Genomic DNA, 20,143 nt, shown 5'->3' on the forward strand with positions numbered 1-20,143 from the left:
TAAGTAGATGTGTTGTTGGGTTTGTGGATGTATGGCTAATGCCGTGTATAACCTTGGACGGTTACTTTACCAGAACCTTTTTGGTTGTTCCGTCTGAATACTTCACGATATTCAGGCCTTTTTCGAGCTGCTGACGACGGCATCCATCAACAGAATAGTACTGTTGGGCGGGGGCGTTGTCGATGGTGGCGTTGTCGATACCCGTAGAAACAACTTGGGTTGTCATGGGTTCGCTTGAATACTTCTTGCCGTCTTCTGCCTCGTAAACCATCACTACTGACAGTTTTTTGATAGTCTCGTCGTAGAAGTGCAGGATGCGTTGGTTGTCTGCAACCTTGATGTCGTCGTTCCTCTTGTCTTGATAGTTAAAGGGGATGTCGGTCATGTCCTTTTCTATGTTGTGGAACTTGGCACGTGTAAACTTGAAAGGCTCTTGGTTGTCGTTGATGTAGACGTTGTAATACATCTTGTTGGGGTCGAGATAGTTGCCGTTTATGTCGGCACTTCTTACATAGAACGCCAAGGTGATGGTGGTCGTCGAGTAGTCGTAGCTTGGAACAGCCGAGCAGTAGTGCAGCGTTGGCTTTTCGGGTTTGCCGGCTTTTTGCTCGTATGGCGTGAGCACTAAGTTTTGAAGTGTGCCGAAATCTTCCTTGGGCATGTTGGTTGAACTGCTTTTTCCCAGCACCACTTTGAGGATTTTGTCGTTGGTCAATGCACCTGTTGCGGGGTCTATGTTAAATTCCAGTTTATCTGCAACGGTGTTCTCGTCGTTGAAGGCTGCTGCGTAAGCGTGATACTGAGCCATATCGTTGGAGAAGCGTTTGAAGTAGGTCTTTACCGCTGTGCCCAGATACTGGTTTGTAGGCAAAACGGCCTTGTTGCCTTCCTTTGTGAGCTTTACCCACAGGTTGGCCAACTTTTCGTTTGCGAATATACCTTTGACGTAGATGTCGTTGTTGTGTGTGGCAACCTCAACGATACGCGGAGAAGTTTCTGTTTTGGAGGTGAGCATGTATTGCTTTTTGGGGGCAGAAGCAGGTGGCGTAAGGGGTTTTTCGTCGAAGGTTTCGATGGTGACATTCCAGTCGCCATATTGGCTGTCCCATGTTTTGTCGTTGAACACGGCTCCAAGCATATCGTTTTTGGTGCCTGTGCCCAACATTTTAAGCGTTTTCCCATCCCATGAAAAGTCCATGAAATTCTTGTCTGCCACAACAACCTTGTACTGATTGTCGGCAATGGCCGACATGCGGTTGAGCTTAAATATGCGTTCGGAGCTGCCGCCTTCGTCGTCATCATCGTCGCCGTTGTTGTCTTTGTAGATTACTTGGGGCAAATTGGCCCTGTATTTGCCATCGGCAATCTTGTCTAGTTTAAGCCACGACTTGCTGTCGAGGCCCGACAGTGGGTTGTAAACGTAAAGGCAATTGTCGTCGCCCACCACTATTTTAGAAACTAAACCCTCGTACCTGCCAGGTTCAGTGCTTGTCCAATTCCGCTTTACCCACGAGTCGCTGGTGCGATACATGTTGTCGATAAGCTTTCCTTTGGGCGTGTCTAGTTTCTGCGCAAAAGCAGTTAGGCTCATTGCTAGGGCGCAAATTGCGTATAAAGTTCTTTTCATCGTTTATTGATTTTAGATAAGCTGTTGTTTGTAATTGTGCTTTTTATTAGAAGTCGTAACCTAGGCCAACGCTGAAATAGCTGCTCCCCGCATCTGCTGTTTTCAGCATGTAGGCTCCGTTAAGGCGCAGACCGGCGTACTTAAAGCCTGCACCCATAGTGAAGTGGCTGAGGTTGCGGTCGCCATATTCGTAGCCGGCACGTAAGGATATGTCTTTATTATAGGTGTATTCTAGTCCGCCACCCAGCATAAGTACCTTATATTCTGATGGACGGAAGAAATAACGAGTGGACCACGCGCCTGCAACTTGGTGCTTGTTGGCCACGTCGACGGTTAATGCACCGCCCACGGCCACATACGTAGGCATGGTGTTTTTGTTGCCGTTGCCGTAGTCGAGCTGCGGACCTATCGCACCAACCTTGGCATCCAGCATCAGGTGGGTGGGCTTATTGCCTGCCGTGGTGCTGCTCTTTTGGTAGGATGCGCCTATGGTAAAAGCACCGCCAACGGCATTTTTAGAGAGGTGACTGAAAAGGATATTGCCCATGGCATAGGCAGAAAAGCCGTTGCCAAGCATGTAGGCATAACCCAGGTCGATGGTCCAGTTGTAGGGTTCGTAGTCTTTGGTGGGGTTGCCAAGCATGTCGTAGCCTTTTAGCTTTAAGCCACCAGCGTAACGAAAGCCTGCAAATGCCGCGTGCCGACGGGCAAACTTGTAGCCCAGTGCGGCGGTATATAGTCCGAATGTACCTTCGTAGCCTTCGGTTTTCTCGTAAATGGAGGCCGATGCGTCTGCCGAGAACCGCTTGTTTGCACTGAGAAAAGCAGAAGGATTGTTGTATAGGTACATCCCATCGGCCGCAACAGCTGCGTTACCCATAGCTGCTGTTCGGGCATCGGGATTTGCAGTCAACACGGAAAGGTCTTGTCCTTGGGCGTTGGCCTGCGCAACACCGAGCAGTGCTGCGCAAGCTATGATGATGATGACATGTTTTGAATTCATACTCGTTTGGGTTATCGTTTAATGAACATTTGGGTGTGATTGCCCTTGCTGGTGTGCACGGTAAGCTTGTAAGTTCCGGGGCGCAGCTTGGAAAGGTCTAGCTTAGCAACGTTGTTTTTGTCGGGCGTTACGGTGGCACTCATCAGTTGTTCGCCTACGGTAGAGCTGATAACGAACTCTGCCTGCGTAACTTCGGGATTGAGTAGGGCGTTAATGTCTTTCTTTGCAGGGATGGGATAGACGGCATAGACGGGTGCCGACTTTCTTTCGACGACGCGAATTTGGAACGAACCGTCGGAAGATGTTTGGTGACCATCTGATGCAAGCACGCTAACACGTGTGACACCTCTTGCGAGAGGTTTGATTTGCAGTTGGTCGTTGCTGACTTGCACCGAGGCGATGCCGCCGTTAGCTACATTGGCTTTGTAAGAAAGCTGGTTGCCGCTGCCGGTGTAATGCCCTTTTAGGGAAATGTTCAGGGGGCCTTCGTCTAGGCCAATAATGTAGTGGGCGAAGGGCTGTTCTAGCTTAGGCGGCATGTACGGGATGACCTTAAAGGTAAAGCTTTTCTCCGACTTGGCACCAAGATCGTCTGTGAGAACAAACGTGCAGGTGTAGCTACCAGCTTGCAACACAGGGACGATACTTACGGTTACTGTGGCTTGGTTGATGCTGTACGATACGCCTTTGGTTTCGCCTATGGCCCTTATGTCCCAGTTGTGTCCGTCGGGGTCGGCCACGTTGAAACTGAATGTTTTACGCTCGTTGTTGTTCAATTCGATAACCTCTTCGGGGAAGTTGGTCACTTCGGGGGCATGATTAAGCTTGGTTGTGCACTTCTGGATGGCGGGTTCTGAAAGGTTTCCCCAGCGGTCTACTGCCACAACGGCAATGCTATACGCCTTGTTGTCTTGCAGATTGTTGAAGGTAAACCTAAGCTTTTCGCCCAAACTGTGCCCCATGCCGTTGATTTCTTTAAAGCTCATGTCTTTGATGTTCTCGGCTGTTAGGTCGTTAGGACTGATGTATAAGCGATAGAAAGCCGCGGTTTTATCCTCGTCTTTTGCGATGCTCCATTCGGCAGTGATGTCTACAAAGTCGGGAGTAAGGGTGAGTGTACCAACCTTTTCGGGCGCAATCTTTGTGTCGGATTCGAATGCAGCCTCGGCATCAATGTACCCTTTGCCTAGTTTTCCTTTGTAAGCGGGGTTTAGTTCGTCGATGTTGAAAGGCCTGTATGCCGTGATTAAGCGCGATTTCAACTCGTCGTTGGTGAAACCTTGTCGGCCAAAATAGGATGCAATGAGGGCGGCAATGCCCGAAACATGGGGGCAAGCCATTGATGTTCCTTGGAAATAAGCATAGCCCGAAGGCACCTTACTCTTGGGAACAGTACTAAGAATACCGCCTTCTGTGCCGAATGTGTCTTGGTCGCCGCCTGGTGCCATAATCGTAATCCAGCGTGCATAGTTGCTGAAACTGGCCTTAGCGAAGTTCCACGCCATAGCAGAAACCGAAACGGCAGGGGGATAACAGGCTGGATAGGCTGCGAACTCCTTGTTTTCGTTGCCAGCCGCGAAGACAACCACGCCGCCTTTCATGGGCGAATTGGCGCGTTGTTGGCCGTTTTCGTCGCATCCGGCCATCTTAATGAAGTAGTCGACGGCCTCTTTCAGCAGTTTGGGCATCGCCGTAACGCCCGATGTTGACGAGTAACCCCACGAGTTTTGGCAGATAACGGCACCGTTGTCTGCCGCATATTTAATGGCGGCGGCCGCGTCGCCCTGCTCGTCTTTGCCCCTGAAAATCTGGCAACTCATCAGTCGTACGCCGCTGTCTGGCGTACCGTTGCCGCCAGCCACGCCTGCAACACCTTTCCCATTGTTGTTGCGTGCGGCGACGGTACCTGCAACGTGCGTGCCGTGTCCGTCGTTATCGGGTTGGATTGTGCCGCCAACCACGTCTTTTGCCTCAACAAAGTTGTAGCCGTAAACGTCGTCAACAAAGCCGTTTCCGTCGTCGTCCACACCGGCTTGTCCGTTCTTTTCCTTCTCGTTGATGTAGAGGTTGTCCACCAAATCTTCGTGCGTAATGTCTATTCCGCCGTCAACAACGGCAACGATAACGTTGCTTTTACCCGTTGTGTACTTCTCCCAAACGGGTTTGAGGTTGCAGTCGGCCCCCTTTTTTGCATGCGGACTTACCGAACCATCATTGTAATAATGCCACTGCTTGGCCAAAAGCGGGTCGTTAAAGGCCGAGGCTGTGGGCTGATTTCTTGTTTGTGGGGCTGGGCCTGTATAGGGTTTAGCCGTAAATTTGGGGCGTGCGATGGGCAGAACCCGTTCGGCATATTCCACGCCTGCGGCCTTGTTAAACTGCTGCAACACCTCGGCAACATCTTTGCTTTCGTCGAAGTAGATGGTGTACCAGCGGTCGAGTCCTTCGGCAATGGTTCGTTTTTCGTAAATTCCAGCAGGCTTAAACACCCGCTCCATCTTGTAGGCGCCCGCGTATTTCATGGCCGATGCCATGGCCGAAGGCACGCTTTGCATCTCTACATTGCCCTTGGCAGAGGTGGGCAGGGCTTGGTTGGTGTCCTTTTCCAGCTTTACGTTGATGCGACCCCGTACGGCAAAGAGGTCCTTATCAATGGCAACGGCGCGCGTTTTGGAGTTTGGGTTTTCCATCTCCATGCTTTCTTGGCACGATGTAGCGAGCATCAAGCCAGAGATTGCACACGCACACATATATATAATAGTTTTTTTCATCACTATTGTTTTTCGTTTTGTTTCTTTTCAGTGTTATTTACTTGGACGATGCGTTTTAAGCATGCTTTCTATCTTTTGCATCCGCTGTTGCTTACTTCCTGCGAAGACATTCTTTTTATAAAGCACGCTGATTTGCATTACTGGCTGTCCGCCGTTCACGTCAGCAAACTTACCGCCAGAGATGGCCAATGTAAGATAGTCTGAGCGGCGAGCATATACATGATGCTTGCCGTTGTAGCCCACAAACTCGAAGTTGTTCGACGTGAGCAGCTTGTCAAACTCGCGCGTAACGAACCATTCTCTGCCGTATTGCCAAACACCCAGGTTGGGTTGACTGAAACTTAGGCTGTATTGTTCTACACTTCCCACCATGTCTTGTGGGGCGGGATTGTCTCCGCCGCGCGTGAAGAAGAAGTAAGTGCGGGCAACCAGCAAGGGGTCGTTGGTTTTATAGGCGATGGCCTCGACGTCTCTGTTCTTCGAAACCTTCCTCGTAATCTCTTCGCTGTGCAGGCTCGCCTCGTAATCCTCCACGTCGCTCACCTTCTTGTCGGCCTTGTTCAGCAACGCAAGCGGACCCAGGTCGAGCGTTTTGAAGGTTTCGTAGTCACGATCCTGCGTATGTATTTGGTAAAAGAACAACACAACGCTATGATTGCTCTCCAAGATGTCCACATCCATCGTCATCTGTTCCTTCACGTTAATGTAGTGGTTAGGGTCTTTTTCGTCCCGAACATAGCCGTTGGCTTTTACGAAATCTTGAAACGCCTGCGATTTAACGGCATCCACGCCAGCTTGTTCTAGCGAGCGTGTATAGATACGTGTCGGTACGAAATGCTTCGTATCATGCACATATACCACATCCTTAAACAGCGGAGAAGTGGTTTTGAAGAAGTAGCTTTCCTCGTATATGCCGTTGGCATCATCGGGTGCGCCATACTCTTTCAACATACCTCCGCGGCGATATTCAAAGTCCATCATCTTATGAAGGCTGAAAGGATTGCCAGGATTGCATGCCAAGACGAAAGTAGACACGCCAGGTTGCCTTACAACCACCTCGTTGTTCTTGCCCGCATAGCTTATGGTAAGCTTTATCGTTCTTTCCGTTGTGTCGTAGTTGGGCTTGGAAATAAACTTCAAGGCATGTTTCTTCCTTACGATTTGCAGCCATTCGGGCTGTTCGCTTTGTTGCAAATCATACAGGCCACTCTCGATGTTTACGTCTACGGTAGTGGTTCCGCCAGCCTGCGGCAACACCAGTTCGCCGTTGGCAATGTTCAGCGAAATGTCGGCCGCGCTTTGCTTTACCATTATTTTTTCAACCGCCAAGCCGCCGTCTACCAGCACATAGCTACTTCTTTCGGTGCCCGTTGTGTTGGCATCTACCTTCACAACAATCTCGTTTCCGCTTTGAGTGAGGTGTACCCACTGTTTAGGCGTGGTTGCAACCCACTCTTTGCAGTTGGTAGTAACGGTAATGGTTGTTTCGCCCACTTGGTTAGCGAACTTCAATTCCTTGTCCGAAACGCTTAGTTGTGGCTGTTCAAAGTCGTCGCTCTTGGTACATCCCGCCACCATTACCACCAGTAGGCACACGGCAGAGAGCTGCAACAGCTTATATAAATTTATTATACGCATACTAGGAATACAATTTAAATAAGGTATCACCGCTTTATGTTAAAACTTCAACGCATCCTTTGCTTTCAACATGTTGTGCACCATCCGCTCTTGTGCTTTCAACGCTTTGCTGCCTGCGCCAGATGCAGACGCGTCGTAATTGTAGAGCAAGGCCATAACGGGCGTGTTGTTGTCGGCAACGCGTGTAATGGCGATGAAGAGGTGATCGCTTTCGCGTGCAAAGAAGTGAGTGGTGCCAGCTGTGCGCACGAAAGAGAAACCTTCCTCTCCAAGTTTCTTCTGCAATTCGTTCGTAACGAGCCATTTGTTGCCGTACTTCCAAAGCCCAAGGCTAACGTCTTTGAAGAGTAGCGCGCCAATTTGCACACTTCCAAGCTTGTCGGGCGCCTTTCCGTCCTTGTCTGTGGTATAGAAAATGTGGATACGGCCATAAGCATCCTTCGGTCCTGGCGTGCCTTTCAGCGTGTATTGAAGTTGCGAAACCTCGGTTTGCTTGTGTTCGTTCATGGTGCGCTCCTCTTCCTTGCTGCCGGCATTCTTTTCGTATTGTTCCACTTGGGCCACCTTTACGGCCTCTTTTTGCAACAGTTCGAGGGGATAATAAGGCACTTTGTCGAACGTCTTATATTCTCCAACCTGCTTAACTATGGGCTTAAACGTGAGGTTTACGCCCTCGTTGTTCTCCTTTTCAGATACATAAACTTTCAGCGAGAGCAAGTCTTTTTCGTTCACATACTCCCTGTCGGATTCCGAATTGCTGCGCACATAGCCGTTGTTGGTAAGGAATTTCTCGAATGCCTTGTCCTTAACTGCTGCAATTGCCCTAGAACCATCGCCAATGGAGATGATTTGCGAAGGTGTAACACCATCGGGACTGCAATATTGTATCAACGTGAATACGGGTGAAGGAGTAATAAAGGTGTAGGTCTCTTCCAGTCCATAGGCCGGCATGGCCGATTGGTATTCGCGCAAATAGCTGCCGCGACCCAGCTCGTATTCCATAATCTTGTGCACGTTTTGTGGAGCACCTGGGTTGATGGGGAGGATGTAACGCTGTATGCCCGACTGCGAAACAACTATCTCGCGGGTTACATGGCCGCTCTTTGCATACAGTTTCACTTGGCGGTCTTGTTCAGTATCGTTGCGTTCGGCCACCAACTTTATCTCTTCGTCCGACTTTATTATTTTGAGCCATTTAACTTCTTCGCTGGGCGTAACGTCGTAAACCGAAGTGTTCGTCGTTACGTCGACAATCTTTTCGCCGCCCATTTGGGGTAGGTATATGGCCGTCGGCACAACGTCTAGCGTTACGTCTGCTGCACTTTGCCTCACTTCCACCTTTCCCGTGGCGCCGTTGGCGTTCACCAGCACATAGCTTGTGCGTTCGGTGCCCATCTTGTTTTCGGCAACTTTCACTTTCAAAACGTTGCCATCTTGTACCAACGACAACCATTCGCCCTCTTGTGGAGAAGATGCAACCCAATTACTTTGGTTGGTTGTAACGCTGATGTTCCTTTCGCCAACGCCTCTTTCAAAGCTAACGCTGTTCTCCGAAAGAACCAATGTAGGCAATTCAAATTCATCTTCCTTTGCACACGATAACAAGCAAAGAACAAATCCGCCTAAAATTAATGAGTAAAATGTTTTCTTTAAATCCATACTCTTCAAGGTTTTGCTGGGTAAAATAATATTTATAGTTAGAATTTCTATTCTGAAAAGAATGCGGAAACTTTTGTATTGTTAATGTGAATAAATATTTCAAGCTGTGCCCACAAACTTAAAAACGTTTAAATTTACGCTGCAAAAGTACTAAGATAATGAGGATATAGGACAAGCCTTTGTGTTAAAACGTGCTAATGCGGGCATCACCATTTGTAGGTATTTTTCAATGGGTGCAGGCTTAAAAACATCACCTCCTGTGTGTTTTCCAACCTTATCTGTACATGTTTCTCCTACACCCTGATGGAATAAGTGGAACTATGCCACAGACAGGGCGAGATAAAAAAGAGGGCGGGTAAGGACAAAAGGTAGAGCAGGGCAACCCCAAAGCGAGCCCATGACATCTGCGTGGAGCTTTTAGAACGCACCTAAAAACAAACGGGCTTACAAGGCATCTAGCCCTGCAAGCCCGTTCTGTAACATCGAGCTGGCAACTGCAAACAGGTAAAAAAGCTTGCGTTGCCACATGTTGTAGTGCGCTTATTTCTTTGCGTCTTCTTCCATCATCTTGTTGAAATCGTCGAGCGAAACCTTCTTGTTTTTCAGTTTCACCACCTTTTTCATTGCCTCAACCAGCTTGTTTTCAACGGCGCGGTCGACAAATCCATCCAGTGTTTCGCGGTTTTTGAGCATTTCGCGAGCATAGTTGTCCACCGTTTCGTCGGGCAAGTTGTTCATACCATATTGTGCAAACTGAATGCGTGCTTGCAAACGAGCGGCGTCAAGCACGTCGTCGTCGCTCACCTTTATTTCGTTGGCCTTCACCAAGTGCTCCTTAATAAGGTGCCATTTCAGTTCTTCGATGCTAGCCTCAAACTTCTCGTCAACCTCTTTTTCGTCTTTCACGTTTTTCTGCATGATGCGTTTGAGCATCTCTTCGGGGAATACCAGCTTGCCCACCTTCTTCTCGCAATAGGCGCGAAGGTCTTGCAACAGTTTGAAATCGCTGTTGCTAACCAACTGGTTGGCAATTCCTTCGGCTATTTTCGAACGGAAGTCGGCCTCGTCTTTCACTGCGCCTTCGCCGTAAATGGCGTCGAAAAGCTCTTGGTTTACGGCTGCTTTGGCGTAACGAGTAATCTCCAATACGTGGAAAGCGAAGTCAGAGTCAACGTTGGCAGCCTGTTCTTTGCTGATACCCAACATCGATGAAACCTCAATTTCGCTGTCGGGGTAGGCCTTCTTGGGGTTGAACACCACCACTTCACCACGTTTCACACCGTCGAACAGTTTCTTTTGGTCCTCAACTTTAATGTATTCGGGCATCAACACCGCACCTTCTTTCACGATGCCGCCTTCTTTCTCGCTGCCATCAGCGTTCAATTCCTTCATGTCGCCCTTCAACATGTCCTTTGCTTGGTACTCTTCCACCTGCTCGTACTTCCCTGCACGCGATGCAAACAGGTCTACTTGCTCGTCTACCAGCTTGTCGTCTACGGTTATTTCATAGTAGTCAAGCTTGTCTTTGTCCGTCAGTTCGAGTTTAATTTCAGGAGCCACGGCAATATCGAAGACGAAGGTGTAGGGAGCGGGTTTCGACAAGTCTTGTTCTTCTTGCTTAGCAGAAGGCATTGGCTCACCCAAGAATTGTATATTGTTCTCTTTAAGATAGTTAAAAATGGTATCGCTCACAAGTTTCTGTATCTCTTCTGCCTTTACATGTTCGCCAATCTGTTTCTTTATTAGCGAAAGCGGAGCTTGTCCAGGACGGAAACCAGGGATGTTGGCTTTTTTGCGATAGTCTTTGAGTGTTTTCTCTACTTTTTCGTTGTAGTCGGCCTCTTCTACGGTGATGGTAAGCAGGCCATTCACCTTGTCGGCGTTTTCAAATGAAATCTTCATCTTCTATATATTTATTGTATTTGTTATCTTAATGCTCAGGTTTTGCAAGCCAATTTATTGGTAACCATTGGGTTGTTTTGGCTAACACTCGCGCCCATTTATGTAAGAGTTAGCGGCCAATGCCTTATCTCCCTTTGCGCTTGCGCCCTTGCCAAAGTTTTGTTCACAGGCTTACAATGAAGTGCAAAATTACTTATTATTGCCGTAATTACCTAATATATATGGTGAAAAATGATTTTTGTGCGCTTGGATTGTTGCAAAAGTGCAGCGTGGGGAGCGATGGATTAGATGCGTTGTGTGAGAGTGTAATGGGCGAAATGCAACATCGTTTTTAATGTTTTGTAGCAGGATGTAGGCCGATGAGGTGTAAATTAATGGGCAAACGCTTTTTCTATATAAATTTATTCCGTAAATTTGTTGCGTTAGTAACATGTCTGCTCTCAACAAAGCATCGCATGTTGGCTCGCAAACTCATAAACTCACCAACTTATCAACTCATAAACTAACATAACATGAAAAGTAAATTAATTGTAACTTTATTGCTGTCGATGGTCATCGTATCATCAACATGGGCAAAAGAACGGCCCGAAGTGAAATGCGTATTAACCCTTAACGACGGCAAGACCGTTGAGGGATGGTTCTTAAAAGAAGGTTTTAGCACCTACGGACCCGACCGTTTGAAGAATGTGGACGAGATAACCATCACGCCAACAAAAGACGGTAAGGAAGGCACCACCTACAAGGCCGACGACGTGAAGGTACTTAAATGTATCTACGAGAAAGAAGGACAACAGAAAGAATACCGTTCGCTCTATGCCTTAAAGCCCATGACACGCCCGCTTAACCTCAAACACTCCAATCATAAGTTCTTTTGGATGGTGGGCTATCAGGGTAAGAAAGTAATTGGTTTCATTTCTGATGCCAGTCTAATCTTTCACGCCTCGCCCACGCAGCGACAGACATCCAAAACAGCGGCTTATAGCTATTGTGTGGAGGGCGACGAAGTGGTAGTAACTTATTATGCGCCTTCGGGCGGCATCGACATTGGCTCGAAGTCGGAACAGAAAATGAACTTCGAACGCTTTCCAGAGATGGTTGAGCTAATCAAAAGCAAGGATTTTTCTGTTAAGGAAATGAAGGATAAACCCTTCGCCATGCTCGAAACGCTCGACCAATATTTGGCAAAATAGGCCTTAGCTTATCTTTGGCATGATGCAAGGTTGGGCAGTGCCCGCTCTGTTTTGTAGATTTGTTGTGCGACATTGCCAACCTTGCATCCCTAATTCCCTTTTATCTGACACGTATTTAAAGGTGAAAAGGTGAAAAGATGAAAAGATGGCTGCGCCACCAGTCTCGTTAACTTGTTATTTGTCGGACTTTTCAGACTTTTCAGACTTGTCAGACTTTTCAGACAGGTCCGACAGGTCAGACTTCTCCGACTGGTCCGACTAGTGTAACTAGAAAAACTAAAGAAAGACTAGATACAATAAACTAGCCCCGCTAGTTTAATTCCAAATGCCTGTAAACCCATTAACCCGTCAACTGGCATCTCTTCTTTTGTCCGCTTTTCCGTATAGATTTTAACACTATGGCTGCCCTTTTTCTCCACCAACCGCCCACTTGCCCAAAAAAATCGATTCTCGCGAGGGTTCGTTTTGATGCTAAAAGGGGTTAGCTTGTGCGTGCGGCATAATGAATATTTATTACAGGCAACAGCCATTTGCACCTATTTGGGGGCTGTTTGCAGCGAAAAATAGTGCAATATGGTGCAAAATGCAGTGCAATATGCCGCTAAATGCGATGCGTTTTGGTGCAAAATGCAGTGCGTTTTGATGCTAAACGCAAGGTAAAATGGTGCAAAACGCAGTGCAAAATGGTGCTAAATGCGAGGCGAAAAGCATAAAAATACGCTACGATTAGTATAAATATAAACTTCTAGAGCATGATACACATGGCTAAAAAGGGCAAAATACCCATCAAAAAGTGGGATTTTAGGGTCTAAAAGGGGGTATTTGGCATCGACAAAAACACGATCCGAGCACCAACTAGAAAGGCTAAATGGTGCAAAATGCACGCAATATTCTTAAAATTGGACTAAAAATGAAGCGTGTAAGGCTGAAAATAGCGGCTAATTTCATGCTTAATGACCTAAATTTACGCTAGAAGGGGGTGGAGGATAGGATATGTTTTGTAAAATAAAAGAAACAAAATTAAGCCAAGGATAGTGTGAGCCTATGAGTAATCAAGTTCGTGAGTTTATTGTGTTTGTGAATTGGGCTTTCTTTTTTGGGGAGTGTAAAACAGAGTGGAATGACTTTAATGGCAATGAATAGTACAGGAATAAGGGCAATTGAACAGGTTTGTTGGTAGTGTCTTTTGACCTGTTACTCTTTCTTGCTTTCAACAGAATTCGTATAAATGCGATATGGTTCTATCCACGCTATTAAACAATGCTGGACAGAACTTGTTTGAACCTTTTTCTGGAAATTACCACCTCCTGATAGCGGTTTCTAAGACACAATCGCGTTTTGCCACGACAAATATGGCTAGATTTTAAATTCTATTGCGCCTTTTCTTCGCTGAAACCGAAAAGTTTTTATCTACACTAACTCGTAAATCGCGATTTTTATGTAAATTTGTCCACTACTTAGTATGTGCGGGAAGTGTTATCTTGACTTGGTCATGCAAAGGCTATAACTCCTCTCCTCTACGATAAGATATTTAAAGGTCAAGATGACTTCAATAGAAACAAATCTAACTCCAATAAGTCTAACTCCGATAAAATCTAAACCCTATGAATGTTGAAAAGAGAACAGAAGTTACAGATTAAGGTTTTTAGAAGACTTTTCCCCATAAACATTTCATTCTATCAGAAAGGAGAAAATGACGAAAGTTTTTGGGGATGTTCGTACATAAAAACTCTGATGGCGTATCGTGACCTAGACAATGCTGCCAGGGAAAGCAAGGCACTGTTTCCCGTCTGAAAGTGCTCCTATGGATGTAATGCGTTATTATTCCTTTTCCGATGTATGCGCACTTGGTGCATGTTGGCAGGTGGCCTCCAAGAATGTGATTTACGGTTGGAGGGGTAAAGGCCGTGTTTTCTTAGATGGGGGATAGCGTATAATGATGGCCATGAGGCTAAAAGTGAAACTTTATGAAATGTACAAAACTAAGGATTTTCATTAGATGTCTTTGCACCATTCTGTTTAGCGTTGTCTGCTTACAATGCAAAGCCTATGGCTTGCGTGGACGAGTTGTTGATGGTTCAGGAATTAACCCCCTAGTGGGTGTTAACGTCAAGGTGAAAACAGACTCGGTAACCGTTTTGTTGCAAACCCAAACCGATGTAGACGGTATGTTTGTGTTTGCCAATTTGTCGCAAGAAAACATTACGATAGAAGTGTTGTGCATGGGATATTCTCCGTTTAGTACCAGCGTTCGGGGTAACAATACAGACCTCGACCTTGGTGTCATCTCGCTTAAGTCCAGCTCTATAACACTAGGCGAGGTGACGGTTACGGGTAACAGAACCATCGAATTAGCCGACAAGTATCTTATTTTCCCAACAGAACAAGAACTGAAAAGGACATCTGAACTTATCGAACTGTTGAACGAGTTGAAAATAAACATGCCCGGACTGAAAGTAAACGAATCCCAACAAACCCTTTATGTTGACGGCGGCAAGCCCATCCTTATGTTAAACGGAAAGGAAGTGGGTATGGAAAAGATACGAAATATTGACCATAGGCGCATACAGCGTATAGAATACAGCAATGTTTCTGGCATTCGCTATCTAGACCGCGGTGCAACGGGTGTGATAAATTTCATCATGAACGGCTTGCAAGATGGCGGTTTGGTGTCGGTAAACACCAATAACGCACTGACGACGTTTCGTAACCGGGCGAACATAAATGGCACTTACCATGTAGGAAAGTCGGAGTGGAGTATTAATTACAATACATTATGGCGGAAATCGGGGCACGAATACACCGACAAGGACGAGCGATTTGTGGGGCGGACCGATGATATCATACGTAGCCAGACAGGACTTCCCTCGGCAATAACCGACTTCGACAACAGCTTGACGATGGACTATACCTACACGCACAGCCCTTCTACCGCCTTTATGGCCATGTTTGGACTGAAGTATCACGACAAGGACGATAAAGAGGCATACCGCATTGTTGAGCGACAAGGCGCGAATACCGAAACGTTTGAAAGACGTTACTACAACGAAAGGAGACTATTAACTCCCTCGCTCGACCTCTTCTTCAAGACTGCGGTGGCAAATAACCAAACGTTAGAACTCAATGCAGTGGGCACGATGTCGGCTGGCGATTACAATCGCGGACTTAACGATGGTGGGATGTATGCACAGCGAAATGTAACCACAAACAAAAGCATCAACGTTAACGGTGAAGCCCTCTATACCCTAACGTTTAAGCGCGCCACAGCCAAAGTGGGGTTGAGCTACACGCACAGCCATGCGCAAAATGATTATTCGGAAAATGGTGGGGCAACCCTGATAGACAAACTGACCAAGGATAACGTTTATGGATATGCAATTGTTACGGGGACATTGAGAAGAATAGGGTATAACCTGGGGTTTGGCCTGAAACATTACCGCATTGGCGACCTAAATAAAAGCAAGAACTTCTTTAATGCAAAGACAACGGTGTCAATTAATTATCCGTTAAGCAAGGGATGGAGCGTTGGCTACCTTTTTATACTCGACTCTTCACTACCTCCATTGTCCAGCTTTTCAGATGTTGTGCAAACCATAGATAAGGTGTCGCTGCAAGTGGGAAACATGAATGTGCAGCCAAGTGTTGTGACCAGAAACCGCCTTTCGATGAACCTGCACTTGGATAAGTTTACCATTTCGTTGCAAGGCAACTACAATTACACGTGTAAACCAATTGTTTCGGCCTGGCGATATGTTGCAGACCCATCCCATGTTTACCACAACATGTTCATCAAAAAAACAGAGAACGGAGATTATGACAGTCGTTTGAATGTGGAATGCGCCATTGGGTGGCAAAACGTGTTCAATCATTTCACCTTTCAAACCGTGATGGGTTGGGACCGATTCCGAATGCAGGGTGAAGGCTACCATAGTCAAATCTCAAAGCCATACGCCTCTGTCTCGCTAAGTGCTTACTGGAATAAACTGTCGGTTTATGCCAACTTCGACATGCTGCCACAGTACAGTTTTTGGGGAACCAATGTTTATCGGGGAGTGAGATACAACTATGTGGGCATGCGTTACAACATGAAACATTGGACGTTTGGTTGTCGTATAGACAACCCTTTGAATAAAGGCGGTTTTGTGCAAGTGTCTGAAAACATCTCGAACATCAATCCCACACACACAGAATACCGTATCGTCGACTTAGCCAATATGGTAGAACTCTCAATGCAATATCGCATTAGGTATGGCAAGGAATATAAGAAAGGTAATCGTACACTGATGAACCGTAGTTTTGATTCGGGGGTAAATAATGATTATTAAATACGACGAAAAAGGGAAAGTCGAGGTGGTTTCAATGTTTAAAGTCTGTTTTGCCCAAATCGGACGTTGACCGCTTATCAATTGTTTTAGTTTGTTTCTACCGCTTTCTGTCCATCTTTCGTTTGCTTGTCGGCAGTTAACTGTCTTCTTCTCGCGATGTAGCCCGCTACACTTCAAGGCTAAGACAGGCAATATGCCCAACAATAAAACAAAATCTGTACAAGCACAACGGTCGATTTGGGTTAAAACCGCTAGGGAGGTTGCTGTTTCTCAGTCAATCGTTATCTGCCCATCTTGATAAGTGAACTTGGCTTTATTCAACCTGTTCAACATTTCAACAATCTCTTCGATATTCGCATCCCTGAATGCAGTAAAGCCGACACGGATATGCATCTTGGAGGGGTCTTGGAAGACAACGCTTACGTTATACCACCTGCCAATATCCTTGCCAATGTCTGCCAATGTTGCGTTATCAAAATAAAATTCGCCTAGTGTCCACGCCACAAAGCCCTCGGTTTCGACCCTATTCACTTCAAATTTTTCAGCCACGAGAGCTGCATCCTCGCCTGGCCTCAAACACTTAGTGACCGAACCCGCACACACCTCAACGAAACCTTGCAGCAAGGTAACGTGCATGTTGTTCTTATGGTAAGCGCGAATGTTAAACTCGGCATCAAACACTTTGGTGGTTATGCCGTTGGTTTTCACCACGAAGGGATGGCGAACGTCGCGACTCACCTTGAAATATGCCTCACCTTGCAACTGAACTTCACGCGTTTCATCCTCGAAACGTAATGGGAAAGACAGCTTACTGTCAGCGTTGAGTGTTACTTCCGTACCATCGCCAAGCGTAATCTCGGCTGTTGCATTCTGCGGAGTGGATAATACATTGCGAATACCTGCATCAACATCCTTGATTATATGCGACACCTGCAAATACTTATCGGGCACCACAACAGGTTTACCGTTATCCTGTTGCCACGTAACTGCCTTTTGCGCAGCCTTGGTGTTGGCTTGATACACCACAATTGGCTCTCGATGCGCATTAAGTATGCCCATGCCAAAACCTAGAACAATGGATAAAAGCAAGGATGTTAGCACGACAATCGACACACCAACACCTATAATTAAGGTATGCCTGCTTTTTGTCTTACCCTTGCTGGGCAAAACATTGTCTGGCTCTTCTTGCACATTCTGTGTAGCATAAGCCTGTTTTGGCAAATGGTTTCTGATAATTTGCTCTTGATTAAGGTCGTCAACATCGTTCTCTTCATTCATCGTTCTTCATTTTAATTTGTGTTACTCCTTATATGAAGTCGTCTTGACTTTTATAAATTGAGAGAAGTTTATACTTAATTCTGCAACGTTCCAACCAAAGTGTTAATATAAGTGCCTGATCAACAAAAGTTGTCCAGGATTTTGTCTTGTCGCAATATTCACTTAACTTGGTGCTGAAATCAAAAGTGTTAAACCAAGCAACAGACAGTGGCAAAAGTACAAATAAAATCTGATATTCTCACCGCTTATGGAGGAATATTCCTCGTGATGGAGAAGTTTGAACAGGCTGTAAACCCGATCATTAACCAGTTACTCGGACAGTGTGGCTCATCCTCAGCCTATAGTCGCGGTGACGTTTCCCGTATGCTGATGGCCGTCTACTTCTGTGGTGGCACACATATAGCGGGCATATCCAACCATCTGCTGCATCATTCTGGGCGTCATCTCATGCTGAAGGGCTGCTCGTCAGGCACCATACCGAGGGTCGTTAAGGAGCAGGTCGTCGCCAATACGACATACATGGCAGACAACAGTGGCATGAGTTATGACTTCAACACGACAGACAGGATGAACGGGAAACGGGGGAAACAACCTAAAATAATTGATAAGCGGTATAACGACCGGTGGGGGTTAAAGCTGTTGACATGCCGCAGCAACGGTTGGGGACATGCCGAAAGGAAACAAAAGCTGGAAGGAAGCATAAAAGGGTGGGTTGGCTACTATCATCTCGGCAACATGAAACGTTTCCTTCTTGAGGCCGACGAGTGGCTAAAGTGCCGTATCCGTATGTGTATTTGGAAATCTTGGAAGAAAGTTAAGACGAGAGTGGAAAACCTCATCAACTGCGGTATCAAAAGTATAAGGCATGCGAATGGGGCAATACCCGTAAGGCTTATTGGGGCGCATAGCTAACGGCCCAATACTGCATCGGGCAATCTCCAATGGGAAACTATGCCAAGCAGGTTATGTCACTTTAATGGTAGCGTACCTCGAATGGCATCCAAAATAGGAACTGCCGTGTGCGGAGCTGCACGTACGGTGGAGTGGAAGGTCGGTAAATGTAAAAGTAAGAGGTAAATGCCTTTTATGATTAGCATTTACCTCCTACCCGATTTTATCCCGCAATAAAGAAAATTACCGAGTTACATGCTGGTAGATTCCATTCCAGCGGTCACCATAACCTGTATGCACTTCGTACCTTGATATATAAAAGTTGTAGCCTTGCGCCACTTTAGACGAGCTCTGTGCGCGTGGCGTTGACGACCAAATATAGCCTCGCGAGCTGATATGATAGAGTCTGCCATTGTTATAGAAACCAGTGGTAGGCAAGAAGAAATAGCCGTTTGTGGGCCTAGGTCTGTGAGGGATAATGTTGTTGTTGGTGTAAACGAAGGCACCAAAGTTGTCGTACTGTGCGTATGCAGTGAAGTCGATACCCTTTGGCGAAACGGCCTTCATTCTCTCTCTCGTAGTCTTTTGGGTCGTGGCAATAACGTCAAGGTTTCTAAGCCACATACCACCTGCATATAGATGCCCCATGATAGTCCACATGGAAGAATCCCAATGTGGAACTCCATAGTAGGCCAGCCACATCAGCTCGTTGGCATTGAGGTTGTTTGTTGCCAAACGCGAGGCCTTACCTGGGTGGGCAACGGTGTTGTACCATCTTGGGTCGGCTCCTACTTTTGCATAGCTGTCACCGTACTTGCCATTTAGATAAGGTTGTTTGGATGCACCTTTCCAATAATGCTCGCCTGGCTGGGCATCCCACATGTAATATTGGTCGCTGGCATAGTAGCGCACGTCAAGGTCGGGCGACAAACGTTTGTTTCTTCCTTCTTTTAAGATAACGTGGCCCAGTTTCGTAATCACCGTCCCGCGAACTTTCGTCTCTTGGTCGTACAATGTATACTCAATGGTGAAGTTGGTGTACTCGCCAGGAGCGACAACCATGATGCCCGCATTGGTTTCTGGGGTTGACACCGCGGGTATGGTGAACCCGTCGTTGCCTCCGCCATTCAACGTTAACGTGATGTTTCGGTTGCTTGGTTCGGCTAGTGGGCGCGAGTCAAGGTCTAAACCGCTGTCCTCAATGTCGTATGTGCCCGCGATGGCCTGGTCGGCCGACACCTTTATCTGGGTTAACCGCACTGACGGCGCAAAACCCTTGCTGAAAAATGGTGTGAAAGTGAGGTACGATGCACAGTGCTTGAGGTAGAAACTGTAATTGCCATCAGCACCCCTAGTGAAAGAACCCACACCGCAGTCGCCATCGGTTTTGATGTGTTCGCCCTTGTTTGGCTTGGCTTGGTTTTGGGCAGCTTTAATGGTAACCTTATCTACAGCGGGTGTAGGATAGCCTGTGTATCTTACAGGATACGAGGCTTTGTTGAGGGGGGTTGGGAAGTAGAAACCGGCATTGCGTACCTTGTCCTTGCCGGAAGCGTTCAGCTGATTGTCAATGTTATCCCCTGAGTTCTGTACAAATTCGGGTGTTTCGCCTATGTCGTGTAGCCAAACTTTGTCGCCCCTTGTCCAATAGAATGCAAGTTTTGTTGTTTCGTATTCGGCTGTGGTGCGTGTCGATGTCGATTCCATGTAGGTTGCGACGGTAACCCCTCTTAAATCGTTTGATTTGTTTTCTTGTGTGTATAGGGCTGGATTTTCGTTGTTGCAGCCAACCAATGAAACAGCCGCAACAGCAGACAGCGCAATGATATGTATGTATTTCATTCCTATCTCTTAAATCT

The 20,143-nt window shown here is 46.7% G+C and carries 10 protein-coding genes and 1 pseudogene; 3 read left to right on the forward strand and 8 right to left on the reverse strand.

Features of this window, described 5'->3' with window-relative positions:
- Positions 1-61: 61 nt before the first annotated feature.
- From HMPREF0670_RS09110 to tig, 6 genes are all read right to left on the reverse strand, one after another.
- Positions 62-1,627, reverse strand: a complete 1,566-nt coding sequence (locus HMPREF0670_RS09110) for a hypothetical protein (RefSeq protein WP_009230866.1) — start codon at positions 1,625-1,627, stop codon at positions 62-64.
- Between the two features lie 46 nt (positions 1,628-1,673).
- Positions 1,674-2,630, reverse strand: a complete 957-nt coding sequence (locus HMPREF0670_RS09115; protein ID WP_009230867.1) for a PorV/PorQ family protein — start codon at positions 2,628-2,630, stop codon at positions 1,674-1,676.
- 11 nt (positions 2,631-2,641) lie between these two features.
- A complete protein-coding gene (locus tag HMPREF0670_RS09120) occupies positions 2,642-5,401 on the reverse strand; it encodes a S8 family serine peptidase (RefSeq protein WP_044078025.1) in 2,760 nt (919 codons plus the stop codon).
- Between the two features lie 33 nt (positions 5,402-5,434).
- Positions 5,435-7,039, reverse strand: a complete 1,605-nt coding sequence (locus HMPREF0670_RS09125; RefSeq protein WP_044078026.1) for a BACON domain-containing protein — start codon at positions 7,037-7,039, stop codon at positions 5,435-5,437.
- Between the two features lie 39 nt (positions 7,040-7,078).
- Positions 7,079-8,698, reverse strand: a complete 1,620-nt coding sequence (locus HMPREF0670_RS09130; protein WP_009230870.1) for a BACON domain-containing protein — start codon at positions 8,696-8,698, stop codon at positions 7,079-7,081.
- Positions 8,699-9,238: 540 nt separating this feature from the next.
- Entirely contained in the window at positions 9,239-10,600 is a 1,362-nt protein-coding gene (gene tig, locus HMPREF0670_RS09135; RefSeq protein WP_009230871.1) for a trigger factor, read from the reverse strand.
- Between the two features lie 512 nt (positions 10,601-11,112).
- Between tig and HMPREF0670_RS09140 the strand changes: the two genes are divergently transcribed.
- The gene (locus tag HMPREF0670_RS09140; protein WP_009230872.1) at positions 11,113-11,790 is read left to right on the forward strand and encodes a hypothetical protein; all 678 of its coding nucleotides are present in this window, start codon (positions 11,113-11,115) and stop codon (positions 11,788-11,790) included.
- Positions 11,791-13,757: 1,967 nt separating this feature from the next.
- Positions 13,758-16,115, forward strand: coding sequence for a carboxypeptidase-like regulatory domain-containing protein (locus HMPREF0670_RS09155; RefSeq protein ID WP_009230873.1), 2,358 nt, complete (start codon positions 13,758-13,760; stop codon positions 16,113-16,115).
- A gap of 270 nt (positions 16,116-16,385) precedes the next feature.
- Here HMPREF0670_RS09155 and HMPREF0670_RS15310 read toward each other — a convergent pair whose 3' ends face one another.
- The gene (locus tag HMPREF0670_RS15310) at positions 16,386-17,393 is read right to left on the reverse strand and encodes a FecR family protein (protein ID WP_009230874.1); all 1,008 of its coding nucleotides are present in this window, start codon (positions 17,391-17,393) and stop codon (positions 16,386-16,388) included.
- Between the two features lie 630 nt (positions 17,394-18,023).
- Between HMPREF0670_RS15310 and HMPREF0670_RS17095 the strand changes: the two are divergent.
- Positions 18,024-18,402: pseudogene (locus tag HMPREF0670_RS17095) on the forward strand (group II intron maturase-specific domain-containing protein); the annotation flags it as partial.
- A gap of 125 nt (positions 18,403-18,527) precedes the next feature.
- Here HMPREF0670_RS17095 and HMPREF0670_RS09170 read toward each other — a convergent pair.
- Positions 18,528-20,126, reverse strand: coding sequence for a hypothetical protein (locus HMPREF0670_RS09170; protein WP_009230876.1), 1,599 nt, complete (start codon positions 20,124-20,126; stop codon positions 18,528-18,530).
- Positions 20,127-20,143: the final 17 nt, after the last annotated feature.

This window comes from Prevotella sp. oral taxon 317 str. F0108, assembly GCF_000162415.1.
Classification (GTDB): Bacteria; Bacteroidota; Bacteroidia; order Bacteroidales; family Bacteroidaceae; genus Prevotella; species Prevotella conceptionensis.

What these genes read in the sequence shown, in the direction of transcription:
- HMPREF0670_RS09110 (WP_009230866.1), bottom strand. Translation starts at nt 1,627, where the DNA reads ATGAAAAGAACTTTATACGCAATTTGCGCCCTAGCAATGAGCCTAACT.
- HMPREF0670_RS09115 (WP_009230867.1), bottom strand. Translation starts at nt 2,630, where the DNA reads ATGAATTCAAAACATGTCATCATCATCATAGCTTGCGCAGCACTGCTC.
- HMPREF0670_RS09120 (WP_044078025.1), bottom strand. Translation starts at nt 5,401, where the DNA reads ATGAAAAAAACTATTATATATATGTGTGCGTGTGCAATCTCTGGCTTG.
- HMPREF0670_RS09125 (WP_044078026.1), bottom strand. Translation starts at nt 7,039, where the DNA reads ATGCGTATAATAAATTTATATAAGCTGTTGCAGCTCTCTGCCGTGTGC.
- HMPREF0670_RS09130 (WP_009230870.1), bottom strand. Translation starts at nt 8,698, where the DNA reads ATGGATTTAAAGAAAACATTTTACTCATTAATTTTAGGCGGATTTGTT.
- tig (WP_009230871.1), bottom strand. Translation starts at nt 10,600, where the DNA reads ATGAAGATTTCATTTGAAAACGCCGACAAGGTGAATGGCCTGCTTACC.
- HMPREF0670_RS09140 (WP_009230872.1), top strand. Translation starts at nt 11,113, where the DNA reads ATGAAAAGTAAATTAATTGTAACTTTATTGCTGTCGATGGTCATCGTA.
- HMPREF0670_RS09155 (WP_009230873.1), top strand. Translation starts at nt 13,758, where the DNA reads ATGAAATGTACAAAACTAAGGATTTTCATTAGATGTCTTTGCACCATT.
- HMPREF0670_RS15310 (WP_009230874.1), bottom strand. Translation starts at nt 17,393, where the DNA reads ATGAATGAAGAGAACGATGTTGACGACCTTAATCAAGAGCAAATTATC.
- HMPREF0670_RS09170 (WP_009230876.1), bottom strand. Translation starts at nt 20,126, where the DNA reads ATGAAATACATACATATCATTGCGCTGTCTGCTGTTGCGGCTGTTTCA.